The sequence below is a fragment of the Streptosporangium sp. NPDC003464 genome, from assembly GCF_053588315.1.
The window spans coordinates 25,813-43,279 of the sequence record NZ_JBSFPS010000048.1 but is presented as its reverse complement, the minus strand read 5'-3'; the positions used below and the strand labels follow the sequence as shown (position 1 = coordinate 43,279).

Sequence of the window (17,467 nt, the reverse complement as noted above, 5' to 3'; positions counted from 1 at the left end):
GCCATCAGCCGACCCTCAGCACGGCGATCGTCACCGACGTCGTCGGGTCAGGCCGAGCATGCCGGGGCCCGCGTGCGCCCCGATGACCGCGCCCATCTCGACCACGGTGACCTTGGCGATCCCGGGGATGCGCTGGGGCAGGCGTCCGGCCAGGGCCTCGGCACGGGATCGGGCGCCGAGGTGCTGGACGGCGACGTTCACCGGCCCGGTCCCGGCGGCCTGGACGGCGAGGTCTTCGAGTCGGGCGATGGCCCGGGCGGCGGTCCGGACCTTCTCCAGGGGGACGATCGCCCCCTCGGCGATGTGCAGCAGCGGTTTGATCATCAGAGCGGATCCGAGCAGGGTCGCCGCGGCGCCGATCCGGCCTCCCCTGCGCAGGTATTCCAGGGTGTCCACGTAGAAGAAGCTACGGGTGGAGGCCATGCACCGATGGACGGCGTCCGCCACCTCGGTCCGGGTCGCGCCCCGGGCCGCGGCTTCGGCGGCGGCGAGGACGGGGAAACCCAGCCCCATGGCGATCGACCTGCTGTCGATGACCTCGACGGGGATCAGCGCGTCTTCGGCCCCGGCACGGGCCGCCTCGACCGTGCCCGACATCTCCCCGGACAGGTGGACGGAGACGACGCCGACCGCGCCCCGCGCCGCGGCCTCGTCGTAGACGTCGGCGAAGCGCTGGGGAGCGGGCCGGGAGGTCGTCACCGGGGCCCACTCCCTGAGCGCGTCGTTCATCCTCGCGCCGTCGATCTCCGCCACGTCGTCGAGCGGCCGGCCGCCCACCACGACCTGGAGTGGCACCACGCTGATCCCCAGCCGGGAGGTCTCCTCCCGCGGAAGATAGGCGGTGGAGTCCGTGACGACGGCTACCGGTGGCGACATATGCAGAGATTACCCAGCTGAGAATGCCTGCTCGGGACCGGCGTCACCGCCGGGCCGCTCTCCGTACCGCGCGCCGGACGGCGGCGCGGCCTTACTGGACGGGGGTGCCGCCGCGCCAGACCCGGCGGGGCTTGAGACCGAAGGCCCAGGCGAAGGCGCCTTCGTGGTCGGCGTCCCACTGGACGATGTCGGCCAGGCGGCCGGGTGCGAGGACACCTCGGTCGGGGACGCCGAGGACGGTGGCCCCGCCGAGCGTGGCGGCACGGAGCGCGTCACCGACGCTCATGCCGAAGGCGGCCACGGCGAGGCTGATGACCAGGGACATCGAGGTGATCCCGCAGTGGCCGGGGTTGTGGTCGCTGCCGAGGGCCACCGTGACGCCCTGGGCGAGCATGCGGCGGACCGGGGGCAGGCTGCCGCGCTGCAGGGCGGTCCCCGGGCAGACCACGGCGGGGACGCCGTAGCGGGCCAGGATCGCGATGTCCTCGTCGGAGGTGTGGTGGAGCAGGTCGGCGGAGGCGCAGCCGAGCTCGGCGGCGAGCTGGACGGCGCCGCGGCGGCTGTAGGCGCCGGCGTGCACGCGCGGCAGCAGGCCGACGTTGCGCCCCGAGGCGAGGACCCAGCGGGCCTCGTCGGTGGTGAAGTGACCTTCGTCGCAGTAGACGTCGACGCTGTCGGCCCCGGCCGCGGCGGCGTCGGCGCACCAGGCGCCCACGGCCTCGACGTAGTCGCGCTGGCGGCCGAAGTATTCCGGCGGGACGACGTGCGCGGCCATGAACGTGACGTGCACACGCGGCATCATCGGTTCTTTTTCGAGCTCGCGCAGGAGCCGCACGTCGGCCAGCTCGCCGTCGCGGGTGAGGTGGTAGCCGGTCTTGGCCTCCACGGTGGTGGTGCCGCTGAGCAGCCAGTCGCGCAGGCGCTCGCGGACGCCGTTGCACAGGGTCCACGGGTCGGTGCCCCGGGTCACCGTGACGGTGGAGCCGATGCCGCCGCCGGCCGCGGTGATCGCGGAGGGGGTGGAGCCGCCGGAACGCATCGCCATCTCGGCGTAGCGGTTGCCCGCGTAGACCGGGTGGGTGTGGGCGTCGATCAGGCCGGGCGTGACCAGCGCGCCGCCCAGGTTCTCGACGTGGTCGACGTCGACGATGTCGTCCACCACGCCGGGGACGCTCTGCGGCAGGTCGGCGGCACGGCCGACCCAGGCGATCCGGTCGTTGTGGACCAGGATCGCGGCGTTGCTGCACACGTCGTTGCCGGTCCAGAGCCGGCCGATGTTGGTCAGAAGGCGGACCGTCATCGCATCACCGCCTTGTCGCAGGGGAAGACGTCGGGAGGGAGACCGCTTCCGGGAACGAGGGACGGACCCAGCCGATGCCGGGCTCCATGCCCACCGGATCCATTGTGAGTCCGGACGACATTGGGGGGTCTCCTGCTCTCATCCGCATATTCGTGGTGCGGCGACAGTATCGCCGGGATCATGATCAGGCGATTTCAGTTCAGTTACGTTATTTCACAAGTGAGCTCGCTGTACAGGCTAATTGGGAAGAACGCCGCTTCGCCGTAGCCGCCTCCGGCGGACCGGTTTCTCGGTCACACTCGGCCTTGAACGTGTTTTCACTGCTCAGACCACTTCTTTCCCGCCTGTCACAGCAGTCGCCGGGATAACTTGCACCCTAACATCTCGGCAGATTTGCCTTATGGTAGCAATCCAAACCGCGGCCGACCACTGTCATCTTTGGGGCTTTTGTACCACTTTCGCGTGCCATCAGTGCACATCACAAGACCCTCCCAGGGCAAGCCCGCTCATTGAAACACGGCATCCGATCCGCCTAGCCTGGAAGATCCGTCCAGTCCGGAATCAGGAGGAGCGGCGGGCGGGCCGCCGGGCCCCGTCCCGCTCCACGGGCGATCACGTTCTCTCCCGGTCCCCGAGCGGTCACGCCACCGGAGAAGTCGGTCACGCCACCGGAGAAGTCACTGGAGAAGTCACGGTCACATCGCCGGAGGGATTCTCGGAACGGGTGGCGGGACCGGCTACGACCCCCCGGTTCGGGGCTCCCGCCACTCTGCGCGGGACCTGCCCGCGCCCCCGGAAATAGGCTCTAAGCAGGACGTTCAGTGTAATCTTTCGTGCGAGCTGTCCATAAGGCCGCACATATGGGAGTTACCTTGTCCGTCCACGCGGACGCCAGCCGGCGTCGCATCGAAGAGCTGCTCCAGGAGAACGAGGCGCCCGTCCTCAAGCGCTGGCTGGAGATAGCCGGCTCCTCCTCCAACGGTCAGGTGGACCGCGGTGACCTCGCCGGCCAGCTCCGTGAGCTCTACCAGGCGCTGCGCCAGTCGTTCGGTGACTCCACCGACTCCAGCACCTCCAGCGACCTGCGCGGGCTGCTGGCCGAGCTGTCCCGGACCCGGGCCCGCCAGGGGTTCACCCCGACCGATACCGCCATCGTGGTGTTCGGGCTCAAGGAGGCGCTGTACGAGCTCGTCGAGAGCGACGGATCTCCCGAGGCCCTGCGAGGTTTCATCTGGTTCTCTCAGGTCATCGACGAGCTTGGGCTCTTCACGATGGAGACCTACGCGGAGGCGAGGGAGAAGATCATCATTGATCAGGCCGAGCAGCTCCTGGAGCTGTCCACCCCGGTGGTCAAGCTCTGGGAGGGCATCGTGGCGGTGCCGCTGGTCGGCACGCTCGACTCGGCCAGGACCCAGGTGGTGATGGAGAAGCTGCTGCAGACGCTGGTGGACACCGGTTCCGAGCACGCGGTCATCGACATCACCGGTGTGCCCGCGGTGGACACCCAGGTCGCCCAGCACCTGCTCAAGACCGTGGTGGCGGCACGGCTGATGGGCGCCGAGTGCGTGATCTCCGGCATCCGCCCGCAGATCGCCCACACCATCGTCACCCTCGGCATCGAGTTCGGCGACATCGTGACCAAGGCCTCGCTGGCCGACGCGCTGGCGCACGCGCTCCGGGAGAGCGGCGTCGAGTTCGTCAAGCACAGGGGGACCCGCATCGCCGTACGGACCGTGGAGGAGTGATGGACCGCGTACCCGTCCTCAAGCTCGGGGACATCCTCATCGTCTCGATCCAGATCGACCTGCAGGACCAGAGCGTGCTCGCGTTGCAGGAGGATCTGGCGGACCGGGTGGTCGCGACCGGTGCGCGAGGGGTGATCATCGACATCACGGCCGTGGAGATCGTCGACTCCTTCATCGGGCGCATGCTCGCCACCATCGCCGCCATCTCCCGCATGCTCGACGCCGAGACGGTCGTCGTCGGCATGCGGCCCGCGGTGGCGATCACCCTTGTGGAGCTGGGCCTCTCGCTCGGCGGCGTGCGCACCGCGCTCAACCTCGAAAAGGGAGTCGCGCTGCTGAACCACATCGACGGCGCGCAGATCGTCGCGGCCGACCGGTGACGACCTCCGACGAGCTGCCCATCAAGAGCAACAGCGACGTCGTCCTGGTGCGCCAGCACGTCAGGACCGCCGCTGTGAACGTCGGGCTCTCCCTGGTCGACCAGACGAAGGTGGTGACCGCGGCCAGTGAGCTGGCCCGCAACGCGCTCGTCTACGCCGGAGGAGGGCAGGTGCGGATCGAGATCGTGCACAACGGCATACGCCGGGGGCTGCGGCTGGCCTTCAGCGACGACGGTCCCGGCATTCCCGACATCGAACAGGCGCTCACCGACGGATGGACCACCGGCGGCGGCCTCGGCCTCGGCCTCAGCGGCTCGCGCCGCCTGGTGGACGAATTCGACCTGCGGTCGGCTCCCGGTGAAGGAACGCTGGTCACGGTGACGAAATGGGCACGGTGATCCGTTCCCAGAACGACACCTGGACACGGGCCGAGGACGCCAGCGCGATCGGCTCCCTCCGCCGTGCCGCCGTCACCCTCGCCGAGGCCCGGGGGTTCGACGAAGAAGACGCCGGGCGGGTGGCCGTCGCGGTGAGCGAGGCCGCCTCGAACCTGGTCAAACACGCCGTCGAGGGGACCATGCTGATCCGGCCGCATCCCGAGCTGGACTCGGCGATCGAGGTCATCGCGATCGACCGGGGGCCCGGCATGCGCGACGTCTCCCGCGCCCTGCGCGACGGCTACTCCACCGCGGGCACGCTCGGCATCGGCATGGGCGGCATCGCGCGGATGGCGAGCGGATACGAGGTTCACTCCATGCCCGGCCGGGGCACGGTGCTCGGCATGTACTTCACCGCGCGCGGCGCCCCGCGCCCCGAGTCGCGGCTGAGCGGCGTGACCCGGCCGATCGGCGAGGAGACCGTCTGCGGCGACGCGTTCGCCAGCGCCGATACCGGCACGACGACGAGCGTGATGCTCTGCGACGGGCTCGGCCACGGCAGCGCGGCGGCCTACGCCTCGCAGGAGGCGGTACGGCTGTTCCTCCGGCACGCGGACCTCGCCCCGGCCACCGTCCTGGAGCGGATCCACCAGGGGCTCGGCTCGACCAGGGGCGGCGCGGTCGCCGTGGCCCGGATCGACCGGGCGACGGGCGTGGTGAGCTTCGCCGGCCTCGGCAACGTCGCGGCGTGGATCACCCACCAGGAGGGCCGGCAGGGAATGATCTCGGTGCCGGGCATCGCCGGGCACAAGGCCCGCACCCTGCGCCAGTACGAATACGCCGTGCCGCCGCACAGCATGATCGTGCTCCACTCCGACGGACTCTCCGACCGCTGGGACATCACCTCCTATCCCGGACTCGTCACCCGCACCCCCTCCGTCGTCGCCGCCACGCTGCTGCGCGACGCGGGCACCCGCAGGGACGACGCCTGCGTGGTCGCCGTGAGGCCGTGGACATGACGGCCGACACGACCGGGCAGGAGCTGATCCGGATCCCCGTCCTGAACGACCAGGACGTCTTCGCCATGCGCAAGCTGGGCCGTGAGGTGGCGGAGGCGGTCGGGCTGGAGAGCCAGGACCAGATCCGGGTGGCCACCGCGCTGAGCGAGATCGGGCGGGAGGTCCTGAGCGAGGGCACCGGCGCGTCCGCCGCCTTCCTGATCGGACTCGACAGCCTGATCATCAGGATCGACCTGTCGGCACCGGCCGACCTGCGGCCGGCCGACGGCGTGACGCTGGCGGGGCGTCTCGTCGACGCGATCGAGCTCGATCCCGCCATGGGACGGATAAACATGCTCAAACGGCTCCCGAGCGGCCGCCCCAGGCCATCCGTGGAGGAGATCCGCGCCAAGCTCGCCCGGCTGACCCCGGCCACCGCCCTCGAGGAGCTGCGCCAGCAGAACCGCGAGCTCGCCGCCACCCTGGAGGAGGTCCTGCAGCTCAACACCGAGCTGCAGGAGACCAACCAGGGCGTGCTCGCCCTGTACAACCAGCTCTCTGAGGAGCTGGAGGAGACCAACCGCGGCGTCGTGGCACTGTACGCGGAGCTGGATGAGAAGTCCGCGCAGCTACGGGAGGCCAGCGACGCCAGGAACAGGTTCTGGGCCACGGTCAGCCACGAGCTGCGCACCCCGCTCAACTCGATCATCGGCCTGGTCCGCCTCCTGGTCGGCCCCGGCGGCGACCCGCTGGCGCAGGAGCAGCTCCACCAGATCCAGCTCATCGGCTCCTCGGCGGAGACCCTCCTGTCCCTGGTGAGCGAGCTGCTCGACATGGCCAAGGCCGAGGCGGGGCGGCTCGACCCGCAGCCGTCCGCGGTGGACCTGGTCGCGCTGGCCGAACGGCTGCGCATGACACTGCGCCCCACCAGCGGCACCGACCTGGTCACACTCTCGGTCGAGGTCGCGGACGGGGCGGAGGAGCTGCTCGCCGACGAGGTGATGCTCACCCGGATCCTGCGCAACCTGCTGTCCAACGGGCTGAAGTTCACCGAGGAGGGCGAGGTCGGGCTCAGCGTGCGCGTCGACGCCGGCACCGAGGAGATGGTCTTCGAGGTGACCGACACCGGGATCGGCGTCCCCGCGGAGCATCTGGAGCACGTCTTCGAGGAATTCTTCCAGGTGCCGGGGCCGATCCAGCTACGGACCAGGGGGACCGGGCTCGGCCTGCCGTACGCCCGCCGCCTCGCCCAGGCGATGGGGGGCACGCTCCGGCTGGCCAGCGCGGTGGGTGAGGGCACCACGGTGACCCTGCGGCTGCCGCACCGGCACGGCGCGGCACCGGTGATCGACCGGGTGCTCGTCGCCGACGACGACGAGGAGTTCCGCGCCACCGTCCGGCGGATGCTCACCGGGTTCGCCGCCCACGTCGACGAGGCCTCCGACGGGCTGGTGGCGCTGGAGGCGATGACGGAGCACCCGCCGGATCTCGCGCTGATCGACCTGCTGATGCCCCGGCTCGACGGCGCGGCCCTGATGCAGCGGATGGCCGACGACGAGCGGCTGCGCGGGGTGCCGGTGCTCGTGGTCACCGTGGCCTCCTCCAGCCAGTACCCGCGGGGAGCCGCTACCGTGATCTCCAAACACGGGCTGAGCAGGGAGAGCCTGCTGGAGGCCGTACGGAACACCCTGGGGCATCGCGATGAATGAGGGATCCGCGACGGTGCTGGTCGTGGACGACACGCCGACCAAGCTCTACATCCTGTCCAGCTGGCTGCGGCGCTCGGGGCACCAGGTCGTGCAGGCCACCGGCGGTCTGGAGGCGCTCGCCAAGGTCAGGGAGCTCCGGCCGGACCTGGTCGTCCTCGACGTGCGGCTGCCCGACATCAGCGGCTACGAGGTCTGCGAGCAGATCAAGGCCGACGCGGCGACCTCCTCGATACCCGTCATCCAGATCTCCGGGGCGGCGATCAGCCCCGCCGACCGGGCCCAGGGCCTCGAACGCGGAGCCGACGCCTACCTGGCGGAGCCGGTCGAACCCGACGAGTTCGCGGCGACGGTCGAGGCCACGCTGCGCTACTACCGCGCGCGGCAGCGGGCGGAGCGGATGGCCGAGCGGCTGGCGTCCCTCACCGAGGTCACCCTCGCGATGAACTCCGCCGACACCTTCGAGCGGCTCCTCGCCACGGCGGTCGAAGGCGCCGCCCGGATCCTCGGCAGGCACGCGGGAGCGCTCGCGCTCCCGCCGGACGGCCGGATCCGCAGGTTCGCCGCCAAACCTCCGCAGAGCGTCGCCGTCTCCAAGGCCGCGGCGCCGGAGACGCTGCTGGCGCTGAGCGCGATGTCCCTGGGCAACGCGGCCGGCACGGAGGTCTTCACGATCTCGACCGGCGACTGGCTGAAGCTGATGCCCGACGCCGACATCAGCGGTGACGTCTCGGCCGTGCTGTGCCGTACCAAGGTCGGCAGACCGCCCGTCTATCTCGGGGTGGAGGCGGCCCAACCGCTCGGCGGGGACGAGCTCAACATCCTTCGCCAGCTCGGCCAGGCCCTGGCCCTGACGGTGGACGCGCTGCGCGCCTACACCGAGGAGCACGCGATCGCCCTCACCCTGCAGCGCAGCCTCCTGCCCGCGCGGATCCCGGAGACGCCCGGATTGGCGATCGGCTGGCGATACCAGCCGGCCGTCGACAACATCGAGGTCGGCGGCGACTTCTACGAGGTGCTGCGGCTGGGCGAGCGGGTGCTCGTCGCCATCGGCGACGTCCAGGGGCACTCCCTGCTCGCCGCGACGGTCATGGCGGAGCTCCGCCACGCGCTGCGCGCCTCGCTCATCGGCACGGTGGACCTGGGCACGTCCATGGCCCTGCTCAACGACGTGCTCCGGCGCTACCACCCGGGCATGACCGCCACCGTGTGCCTGATCCTCATCGACCCGGAGACCGGGGAGATGGAGATCGCCAACGCGGGCCACATCCCGCCCCTGCTCGTCGGCGGCGGCGAGCCCCGCTACCACCTCCTGGGCAACCTGCTGCTCGGCGTGGCCGAGGAGACCTACCGGGTCGACCGGCTGACCCTGCCGCCGGGGGGATGCGCGCTGATGTTCACCGACGGGCTCATCGAGGACCGCGACAAGCTGCTCGACGAGAGCCTGGAGATCGTGCGGCAGCTGGCGGAGACCGTGGAAGAAGATCTGGAGCTCTTCTGCGACCGGCTCATCAAGCAGTTCGGCGCCCGCGAGGACGACGTGGCGCTGGTGGCGTTCCGCCGCGTGGCGGCCGGGAGCGCCTCTCCCTGAGCCCCGTCCGGTGCCACCGCGGCACCGGCCCGCGGCCCCGCCGGCTCCGGACATGCCCGGCCCCGGCCCGCGGCCCCGCCGACCCCGGACATGCCCCCGCCCCGGACATGCGACGCCCCGCCGTACCACCCCCGGAGGGGGGTAGGGCGGGGCGTGACGCCGACGGCCGTCAGACGGTCTCGACCGGCTTGGCGGTCCTCTCCAGCTCGGCGAAGAGGCTGGGCAGGACCCTGGCGTGCAGGATCGTGCCCTCCTCGGTGTGCTCGATCCCGAGCACCTCGCCCTCCTGGTGCGCCCGGGAGATCAGGTCACCGCGCTGGTACGGCACGAGCAGCCTGACCTCCTGGTCGAAGCGGGGCAGCTCGCGCTCGATGACGGCCAGCAGCTCGTCGATCCCGGCGCCGGTGCGGGCCGAGACCACGACGGTGTGCTTCTCGCGCGCGGTCAGCTGGGCCAGCACCACCGGGTCGGCGACGTCGGCCTTGTTGATGACCACGATCTCCGGGATGTCGCGGGCGCCCTCGATGTCGGCGAACACCTCCCGCACGGCGGCGAGCTGCGACTCCGGGTCGGGGTGCGAGCCGTCGACCACGTGCAGGATCAGGTCGGCGTCGCCGACCTCCTCCAGCGTGGAGCGGAAGGCCTCGACGAGCTGGTGCGGCAGGTGCCGGACGAATCCGACGGTGTCGGCCAGCGTGAACAGCCGGCCCTCGGGCGTGTGCGCCTTGCGGACCGTCGGGTCCAGCGTGGCGAACAGGGCGTCCTCGACCAGCACGCCGGCCCCGGTCAGCCGGTTCAGCAGCGAGGACTTGCCCGCGTTGGTGTAGCCGGCGATGGCCACGGCCGGGACCTCGCGCTCCAGCCGCCGCGCCCGCTTGGTCACGCGCGAGGTGGTCATCTCGGCGATCTGGCGGCGCAGCTTGGCCATCCGCTCGCGGATCCGGCGGCGGTCCAGCTCGATCTTGGTCTCACCGGGGCCACGGCCGCCCATGCCGACGCCGCCCGCGGCGCGTCCGCCCACCTGCCGGGACAGGTTGCCACCCCAGCCGCGCAGGCGCGGCAGCAGGTAGTTGAGCTGGGCGAGCTCCACCTGCGCCTTGCCCTCACGGCTCTTGGCGTGCTGGGCGAAGATGTCGAGGATCAGCATGGTCCGGTCGATGACCTTGACCTTGACGACCTCTTCGAGCTGGCGGAGCTGGCCGGGGCTCAGCTCGCCGTCGCACACGACGGTGTCGGCGCCGGTGGCGGAGACGATGTCGGCGAGCTCCTGGGCCTTGCCCGAACCGATGTAGGTGGCCGTGTCGGGCTTCTGGCGGCGCTGGATCACACCTTCCAGCACCTCCGAACCCGCGGTCTCGGCGAGGAGCTTCAGCTCCAGGAGTGAGTTTTCGGCGTCGGTCGCCGTGCCCGAGGTCCAGACGCCCACCAGAACGACCCGCTCAAGTCGCAGCTGGCGGTATTCGACCTCGGTGACGTCCTCGAGCTCCGTGGAGAGCCCCGCGACCCGGCGTAGCGCCTGGCGCTCGGCCAGGTCCATCTCACCGAGATCGGGCAGGTCGTCGAACTGGTCAATGTCCAGCGGCTCACGAGTGTCTATGTCGTTGCTCCATTCAGGTGCGTGGTTCATATGCGTCCTCTCCGAAGAGTTGAACGCCTGAACCCCTCGGGTCTCTTCCCTTCGATGGTGCCACGTGAACGCCCGCGTCTCATCTGGTTATCGACCGTTTTCGGCAGAGAACCCGGGGCGGGGGCCGGCGTCCTCAGGAGGGCAGGACCTTGGCGTCCCCGGAACCCGTCCTCACCACGACGGTCCTGGGAGCGGAGGGGTCGTCGGTGACCTGGACGACCTTCTCACCGGCGCCGGCCTCGGCGGTGACGTCGTAGGAGCCCTGCGGCAGCCGTACCGTGGCGCCGCCCGAGCCGGTGCGGACCTCGACGTGGTCCGGCGCGGAGGTGAACTTCACCTCGACCTCGCCACTGCCGGTCTCGGCGGTGAAGCGCTTGGAGCCCAGGGTGCCGGCCTCGACGGTGCCGGAGCCGGTGTCGGCCTCCACCTCGCCCTCCAGCCCGCGCAGCGTGAGGTTGCCCGAACCGGTGTCCAGCTTGACGCTGAGCCCCTTGGGGATCTCGATCCTGTAGTCGACCGAGCAGTTCCCCTTGGGGCACTTGTGGCGCAGCGAGAGCGTCCCGCCGGCCACGGGGTGCTCGGTCGTGGGCCTGTCGCCGCTGTCCCCGCTCCAGTGGAGCGTCTCGGTCACCCGCGCGCCGGAGCGGTCGGACCCGGTGACCACGATGTCCCCGGATCCGGTGTGGGCGTCCAGGACTTTCAGGTCGCCGGTGACGTCGTAGGAGACGACCTCCTGCTCCTGCCTGCCGAAGTCGAAGTTCATCTGGCAACCGGACAGCAGGAGCACCGAGCCCAGAAGCGCCCCCGCGACGATCGTGTTCTGCTTCATGAGCCCAATCCTCAACTCCGGGGAGGCGTTCCGCCTCCCTCTCGCGATCCGTTCTCGACTCCCTCCGCGGAGGGAGTCCCCCTCCGTGGAGGGAGCCGACTCAACTGTGACCGGGCGCGGGGCCCCGGCGTATCAGGGACTCCCCCGACTCTGCCCTTAGCCGACCCTGTCTTTGACCGGGAAGGGGCCATCCAGTAGCGTCGATTCCACAATTCAGAAGTTTTTTTCCATGATGTGGAAAGGAAGCTCATGGACGGCGTTGAGATCACCGGCCCCTCGCAGGACCGCTACGACGAGATCCTCACGCCGGAGGCACTGGCCTTCCTGGCCGCCCTCCAGCGCGAGTTCGGCGCTCGGCGCCTTGAGCTGCTGGAGGCCCGGCAGGCTCGCCAGGCCGAGCTGTCGGCCGGCGGCACCCTCGACTTCCTGCCCGAGACCAGGCACGTGCGCGAGTCCGAATGGCGGGTCGCCCCGCCCGCGCCCGGCCTGACCGACCGCCGCGTGGAGATCACCGGCCCGGTGGACCGGAAGATGACGATCAACGCGCTCAACTCCGGCGCCAAGGTCTGGCTGGCCGACTTCGAAGACGCCAATGCCCCCACCTGGGAGAACACCGTCAACGGCCAGCTCAACCTGCGCGACGCGCTGGACCGGGCCATCGACTTCTCGGCCGGTGGCAAGAGCTACGCGCTCAAGCCCGACGAGGAGCTCGCCACCATCGTGGTCCGCCCGCGCGGCTGGCACCTGGAGGAGAAGCACCTCACCCTCGACGGCGCCCCGTTCTCCGCCTCGCTGGTCGACTTCGGCCTCTACTTCTTCCACTGCGCGCAGCGGCAGATCGCCAAGGGCAAGGGCCCCTACTTCTACCTGCCCAAGATGGAGTCGCACCTGGAGGCGCGCCTCTGGAACGACGTCTTCGTCAGGGCCCAGGACCTGTTGGGCATCCCGCAGGGCACGGTCCGCGCGACCGTCCTGATCGAGACCTACCCGGCCGCGTTCGAGATGGAGGAGATCCTCTACGAGCTCCGCGACCACTCCGCCGGGCTGAACGCCGGCCGCTGGGACTACCTGTTCAGCGTGATCAAGAAGTTCCGCACCCGGGGCCGGGAGTTCCTGCTGCCCGAGCGGAACGCGGTGACCATGACCGCCCCGTTCATGCGCGCCTACACCGAGCTCCTGGTCCGCACCTGCCACAAGCGCGGCGCCCACGCCATCGGCGGCATGGCCGCGTTCATCCCCTCCCGCCGCGACCCCGAGGTCAACAAGGTCGCCCTGCAGAAGGTCACCGCCGACAAGACCCGCGAGTCCGGCGACGGCTTCGACGGCTCCTGGGTGGCCCACCCCGACCTGGTCCCGATCTGCCGCGACGTCTTCGACGGCGTCCTCGGCGACCGGCCGAACCAGCTCGACCGCCTGCGCGAGGACGTCTCCGTCTCCGCCGCCGACCTGCTGTCGGTCTCCAAGACCCCGGGCGACATCACCGAGGCGGGCCTGCGCAACAACGTGGACGTGGCGCTGCGCTACCTCGCCGCCTGGATGGGCGGTCTGGGCGCGGTGGCGATCCACAACCTGATGGAGGACGCCGCCACCGCGGAGATCTCCCGGTCCCAGATCTGGCAGTGGATCCACAACGACATCGAGCTCGCCGACACCGGGACCGTCGTCACCAAGGAGCTCGTCGAGCGGATCATCGACGAGGAGCTCGCCAGGATCAAGGCCGAGCCCGGCTACGACGAGGCCCGCTACGCCCAGGCCACCGCCCTGTTCAAGGAGGTCGCCCTCGACGACGACTTCGCGGAGTTCCTCACTCTGCCCGCCTACGCGCGCATGCCGTGACAGCGCGCCCGCCCCTGGACCGGTGGTCCGGGGCGGGCACGGTCATCGGGGCGCCGGCACCCCGATCCTGAGCGAGAATGCGACATAGGGGGATGTTGTCCTCGATCAACCGGGTGGCCGCGAGAGCAGGGGCACTGCCCAGCTCCCGCGCACGCGGGAGGAGGAACGATGGGGACGGAGACACTCGACGGACTGGCCGGGCGCCTGCTGGAGGTGCTCGGCCACGGAGCGGTGATCACCGATCCGGTGCGGCTGCGCACCTATGAGTGCGACGGGCTGACCCACCACCGGGCCACGCCCGGCGTCGTCGTGCTGCCGGAGACCGCCGAGCAGATCGCGGCCGTGGTGCGGCTCTGCAACGACCACGGCGTGCCGTTCGTGGCCAGGGGCGCGGGGACGGGGCTGTCGGGCGGGGCGCTGCCGCGGACCGACGGGGTGCTGATCGTCACCTCGAAGATGCGGCGGATCCTCTCGATCGACCTGGCGGACCGGCGGGCCGTGGTGGAGCCGGGCGTCACCAACCTGGCGATCACCGAGGCGGTCCGCGACCAGGGCTACTACTACGCGCCCGACCCCTCCAGCCAGCAGGTCTGCTCCATCGGCGGCAACGTCGCGGAGAACTCCGGCGGCGCGCACTGCCTGAAGTACGGCTTCACGGTCAACCACGTGCTCGCCCTGGAGGTCGTCACCCCCGACGGCGACATCGTCGAGCTGTCGGACGCCGACCCCGGCTACGACCTGCTGGGCGCCTTCGTCGGCTCGGAGGGCACGCTCGGCATCGCCACCAAGGTCACCGTACGGCTGACGCGGGCCCCGGAGACCGTGACGACCCTGCTCGCGGCGTTCGACGGCATCGAGCGGGGCGGCCAGGCGGTGTCGGCCATCATCGGCGGCGGCATCCTGCCCGCCGCGATCGAGATGATGGACGCCCTGGCGATCGAGGCGGCCGAGGCGGCCGTGGCCTGCGCCTACCCCGACGGCGCCGGGGCGGTGCTCATCGTGGAGCTGGACGGCCCCGCCGCGGAGGTCGCGCACCAGTTCGGCGAGGTGACCCGGATCTGCCGGGAGAGCGGCGCGTTCGAGCTGCGGGTCGCCGCCGACCCGGCGGAGCGGGCCGCGATCTGGAAGGGCCGCAAGTCGGCCTTCGCCGCGGTGGGCCGGATCAGCCCCGCCTACATCGTGCAGGACGGGGTCGTGCCCAGGACCGCGCTGCCGGAGGTGCTGGCGAGCATCGACCGGCTGTCGCGCGAGTACGGCATCCGGGTGGCCAACGTCTTCCACGCCGGTGACGGCAACCTGCATCCGCTGGTGCTGTTCGACGACGCGGAGCCCGGCGCGGGCGAGCGGGCCACGCTGGTCTCGGGAAGGATCCTCGACCTCTGCGTCGAGCACGGCGGATCCATCACCGGCGAACACGGTGTCGGTGTGGACAAGTCGCGATATATGACAAAAATGTTCTCCGACGACGATCTCGACACCATGCAGCTGGTGCGCTGCGCCTTCGACCCCCGCGGCCTGTCGAACCCGGGCAAGGTCTTCCCCACCCCACGCCTGTGCGGCGAGGTCCCGGGAGTCCGCAAGGGCGTGCACCCGCTGGTCGAGTCAGGACAGGCGGAACAGTTCTGATGGACGCCTTGCACGGGACGGGCGCGGCCCCCCTGACGGACGCGCTGCGCCAGACAGGCGTGACGGTCCGGCGGGCCGGGCCGGGCGACGCCGTGGCCGGGGTCCTGCCCCGCTGGGTGGCGCTGCCCGAGACCACCGAGGAGGTCGCCGCGCTGACGCGCCTGTCGGCCGAGCACGATCTCGCCGTGGTCCCGGTCGGCGGCGGCACCAAACTGCACTGGGGTCCCCCGCCGGAGCGCTGCGACCTGCTGCTCGACACCTGCGGCCTGAACCAGGTGCTCGAACACGCCTCCGGCGACCTCGTCGTCCGCGTCCAGGCGGGCGTGACCACGGACTCGCTGGCCGAGACCCTCGCCGCCAGGGGGCAGGAGCTCTCCCTCGACGTTCCGCTCGCCGGCGCCACGGTCGGCGGCGTGCTCGCCACCGCCACCGCCGGCCCCCGCAGGTTCCGCTACGGCACGGCCCGCGATCTGCTGATCGGCGTCACGGTCGTGCTGGCGGACGGCACGGTCGCCAGATCCGGCGGCAGGGTCGTCAAGAACGTCGCCGGCTACGACCTGGGCAAGCTGTTCACCGGCTCCTACGGCACGCTCGGCGTCATCACCGAGGCCGCCTTCCGCCTCCACCCGATCCCCGGCGACCGCCGCTGGATCACCGTCCGGATGCCCGCTCCCGACCTCCGGGACGGCGACGGCCGGCCCGGCCCCCTCCCCGGCGTGGACGCGCTCGCCCTCGAACTCGCGGCCTCCCAGGCCGAGCCGAGCGCGATCGAGCTGGACTGGCCCGACCTCCGGGACGCGCCCACCGTGGCCGCCCTGGTCGAGGGGAGCGCGGCCGGGGACCGGGCGCAGGCCGTACGGGCCCTGATGGGTGAGTACGGCGCCGCACGGGTCGCCGACCGCCCGCCCGGCTGGTGGGGGACGCTGCCCGGCGACGAGCCGCTGCTGGAACTGCGGGTCCGGCCCGCCCGCGTGGGCGACGCGCTGCGGACGGTCGCGGCGCACGGGCCGCCCGCGCGGGTGCGCGGATCGGTGGCGTCGGGGATCCTCCAGATCGCCCTGCCTCCGGACGTCGAGGGCTCGGCGTTCGCGGGGTTCGTGTCGTCCGTACGCGACGGCCTCGGCCCCCTCGGCGGCGGGCTGACCGTGCTCGCCGCACCGCACGGGCTCGCGCGCCGGGTGGACCGCTGGGGCCCGGTGAGCGCGCTGCCGCTCATGCGGCGGGTCAAGGAACGGTTCGACCCCGGCCGGAGGATGTCTCCCGGCCGGTCGGTGGGAGGGATCTGACATGGACCCCGAGCTGATCAACGACTGCGTGCACTGCGGGTTCTGCCTGCCCACATGCCCGACATACGTCCTGTGGGGCGAGGAGATGGACTCCCCGCGCGGCCGGATCCACCTGATGAAGCAGCATGTCGAGGGCACGCCGCTGACGCCGGAGATGGCCGGGCACTTCGACGCCTGCCTGGGGTGCATGGCGTGCGTGACGGCCTGCCCCTCGGGGGTCAGATACGACCGGCTGATCGAGCAGACCCGGGCCGAGGTGGAGCGGACGCACGTCCGGCGGCCGGACGACCGGGCGCTGCGCGCCCTGGTCTTCCAGCTCTTCCCCTATCCCCGGCGGCTGCGGGCGATGCGGCTGCCGCTGCGGCTCAGCGCGGGGCTGCGCCGCAGGATCGCCCCGAGGCTGGAGCGGATCAACCCGTCCCTGGCGGCGATGGCCGACCTCGCTCCCCCGGTCCCGGCGAGGGTGCGGCTGCCCCGCAGGGTCGAGGCGAGGGGCAGGCGCAGGGCCACGGTCGGGATGCTCACCGGATGCGTGCAGGGCGAGTTCTTCCCCCAGGTCAACGCGGCCACGGCCCGGGTGCTCGCGCTGGAGGGATGCGAGGTGGTCATCCCTCGCTCACAGGGCTGCTGCGGGGCGCTGTCGCTGCACTCCGGACAGCAGGGGCAGGCGGAGCGGTTCGCCAGGCGGACGATCGCCACCTTCGAGCGGGCGGGCGTGGACACGGTCGTGGTCAACGCGGCGGGCTGCGGGTCGACCATGAAGGAGTACGCCGAGATCCTGGAAGGCGGGTGGGCGGACCGGGCCCGGGCGATCCGGACCGTCGACCTGACGGAATACCTCGCCGAGCTGGGCCCCGCGGCGCGGCGGCACCCCCTGCCGCTCACGGTGGCCTACCACGACGCCTGTCACCTGGCCCACGCGCAGGGGATACGATCCCAACCCCGTCAACTGCTCACCGCCATCCCCGATCTGGAGTTGAGAGAGATCGCCGAGTCAGCCATCTGCTGCGGTTCCGCGGGAACCTACAACCTCCTCCAGCCCGAGGCCGCCCGGGAGCTCGGAGACCGCAAGGCGGAGCGGGTGCTGGCCACCGGCGCCGACCTGCTGGTCTCGGCCAACCCCGGGTGCACCATGCAGATCACCTCGGCGATCCGCCGCCGGGGAGCGGCGGCGATCCCCGTCGCGCACGTCGCCCAGGTCCTGGACGCCTCCCTGCGCGGCCTGCCGGCGGTGCCATGAGCCGGCGGATCAGAGCGCGCAGCGAGCGGATCAGAGGGCACGGGGCGTCC

General features: G+C 71.3%; 14 protein-coding genes. 10 read left to right on the top strand and 4 right to left on the bottom strand.

What is annotated here, in order from left to right:
- Positions 1 to 30 precede the first annotated feature (30 nt).
- Together ACWDS7_RS13710 and hutI are read right to left on the bottom strand one after the other, a co-directional pair.
- Positions 31 to 876: a DegV family protein gene (locus ACWDS7_RS13710; protein ID WP_451929540.1), complete on the bottom strand. Its 846-nt coding sequence runs from the start codon at positions 874 to 876 to the stop codon at positions 31 to 33.
- Between the two features lie 91 nt (positions 877 to 967).
- Positions 968 to 2,176, bottom strand: a complete 1,209-nt coding sequence (gene hutI, locus ACWDS7_RS13705; RefSeq protein ID WP_306857094.1) for an imidazolonepropionase — start codon at positions 2,174 to 2,176, stop codon at positions 968 to 970.
- A gap of 860 nt (positions 2,177 to 3,036) precedes the next feature.
- On the opposite strand from hutI, the gene ACWDS7_RS13700 reads away from it, so the two are divergent.
- Genes ACWDS7_RS13700 through ACWDS7_RS13675 form a run of 6 tightly spaced genes read left to right on the top strand, consistent with a single transcriptional unit; the run spans position 3,037 to position 8,973 of the window.
- Positions 3,037 to 3,921: an STAS domain-containing protein gene (locus ACWDS7_RS13700; protein WP_451929539.1), complete on the top strand. Its 885-nt coding sequence runs from the start codon at positions 3,037 to 3,039 to the stop codon at positions 3,919 to 3,921.
- Positions 3,921 to 4,301, top strand: a complete 381-nt coding sequence (locus tag ACWDS7_RS13695) for an STAS domain-containing protein (protein ID WP_306857092.1) — start codon at positions 3,921 to 3,923, stop codon at positions 4,299 to 4,301. Before ACWDS7_RS13700 ends, ACWDS7_RS13695 begins: the two co-directional genes overlap by 1 nt.
- Entirely contained in the window at positions 4,298 to 4,699 is a 402-nt protein-coding gene (locus ACWDS7_RS13690; protein ID WP_306857090.1) for an anti-sigma regulatory factor, read from the top strand. Before ACWDS7_RS13695 ends, ACWDS7_RS13690 begins: the two co-directional genes overlap by 4 nt.
- Positions 4,687 to 5,697, top strand: coding sequence for a SpoIIE family protein phosphatase (locus tag ACWDS7_RS13685; RefSeq protein WP_451929538.1), 1,011 nt, complete (start codon positions 4,687 to 4,689; stop codon positions 5,695 to 5,697). Before ACWDS7_RS13690 ends, ACWDS7_RS13685 begins: the two co-directional genes overlap by 13 nt.
- Entirely contained in the window at positions 5,694 to 7,385 is a 1,692-nt protein-coding gene (locus ACWDS7_RS13680) for an ATP-binding response regulator (RefSeq protein ID WP_451929537.1), read from the top strand. The genes ACWDS7_RS13685 and ACWDS7_RS13680 overlap by 4 nt, the downstream gene beginning before the upstream one ends.
- Positions 7,378 to 8,973 (top strand): SpoIIE family protein phosphatase, encoded by a 1,596-nt coding sequence (locus ACWDS7_RS13675; RefSeq protein WP_451929536.1) that lies wholly within the window; start codon positions 7,378 to 7,380, stop codon positions 8,971 to 8,973. Before ACWDS7_RS13680 ends, ACWDS7_RS13675 begins: the two co-directional genes overlap by 8 nt.
- Before the next feature lie 169 nt (positions 8,974 to 9,142).
- Here ACWDS7_RS13675 and hflX read toward each other — a convergent pair whose 3' ends face one another.
- Together hflX and ACWDS7_RS13665 are read right to left on the bottom strand one after the other, a co-directional pair.
- A complete protein-coding gene (hflX, locus tag ACWDS7_RS13670; protein ID WP_370879586.1) occupies positions 9,143 to 10,600 on the bottom strand; it encodes a GTPase HflX in 1,458 nt (485 codons plus the stop codon).
- Between the two features lie 133 nt (positions 10,601 to 10,733).
- Entirely contained in the window at positions 10,734 to 11,429 is a 696-nt protein-coding gene (locus ACWDS7_RS13665) for a DUF4097 family beta strand repeat-containing protein (protein WP_451929535.1), read from the bottom strand.
- 249 nt (positions 11,430 to 11,678) lie between these two features.
- On the opposite strand from ACWDS7_RS13665, the gene aceB reads away from it, so the two are divergent.
- The 4 genes from aceB (at position 11,679) to ACWDS7_RS13645 (ending at position 17,417) form a co-directional block, all read left to right on the top strand.
- Complete coding sequence (gene aceB, locus ACWDS7_RS13660) at positions 11,679 to 13,265, top strand: malate synthase A (protein WP_451929534.1); 1,587 nt, start codon at positions 11,679 to 11,681, stop codon at positions 13,263 to 13,265.
- Between the two features lie 168 nt (positions 13,266 to 13,433).
- A complete protein-coding gene (locus tag ACWDS7_RS13655) occupies positions 13,434 to 14,891 on the top strand; it encodes an FAD-linked oxidase C-terminal domain-containing protein (protein WP_451929533.1) in 1,458 nt (485 codons plus the stop codon).
- On the top strand, positions 14,891 to 16,177 hold the full coding sequence (locus ACWDS7_RS13650) for an FAD-binding oxidoreductase (RefSeq protein WP_451929532.1): 1,287 nt from the start codon (positions 14,891 to 14,893) through the stop codon (positions 16,175 to 16,177). The genes ACWDS7_RS13655 and ACWDS7_RS13650 overlap by 1 nt, the downstream gene beginning before the upstream one ends.
- Position 16,178: 1 nt before the next feature.
- The gene (locus ACWDS7_RS13645) at positions 16,179 to 17,417 is read left to right on the top strand and encodes a (Fe-S)-binding protein (protein WP_451929531.1); all 1,239 of its coding nucleotides are present in this window, start codon (positions 16,179 to 16,181) and stop codon (positions 17,415 to 17,417) included.
- The last annotated feature ends 50 nt before the right edge of the window (positions 17,418 to 17,467 follow it).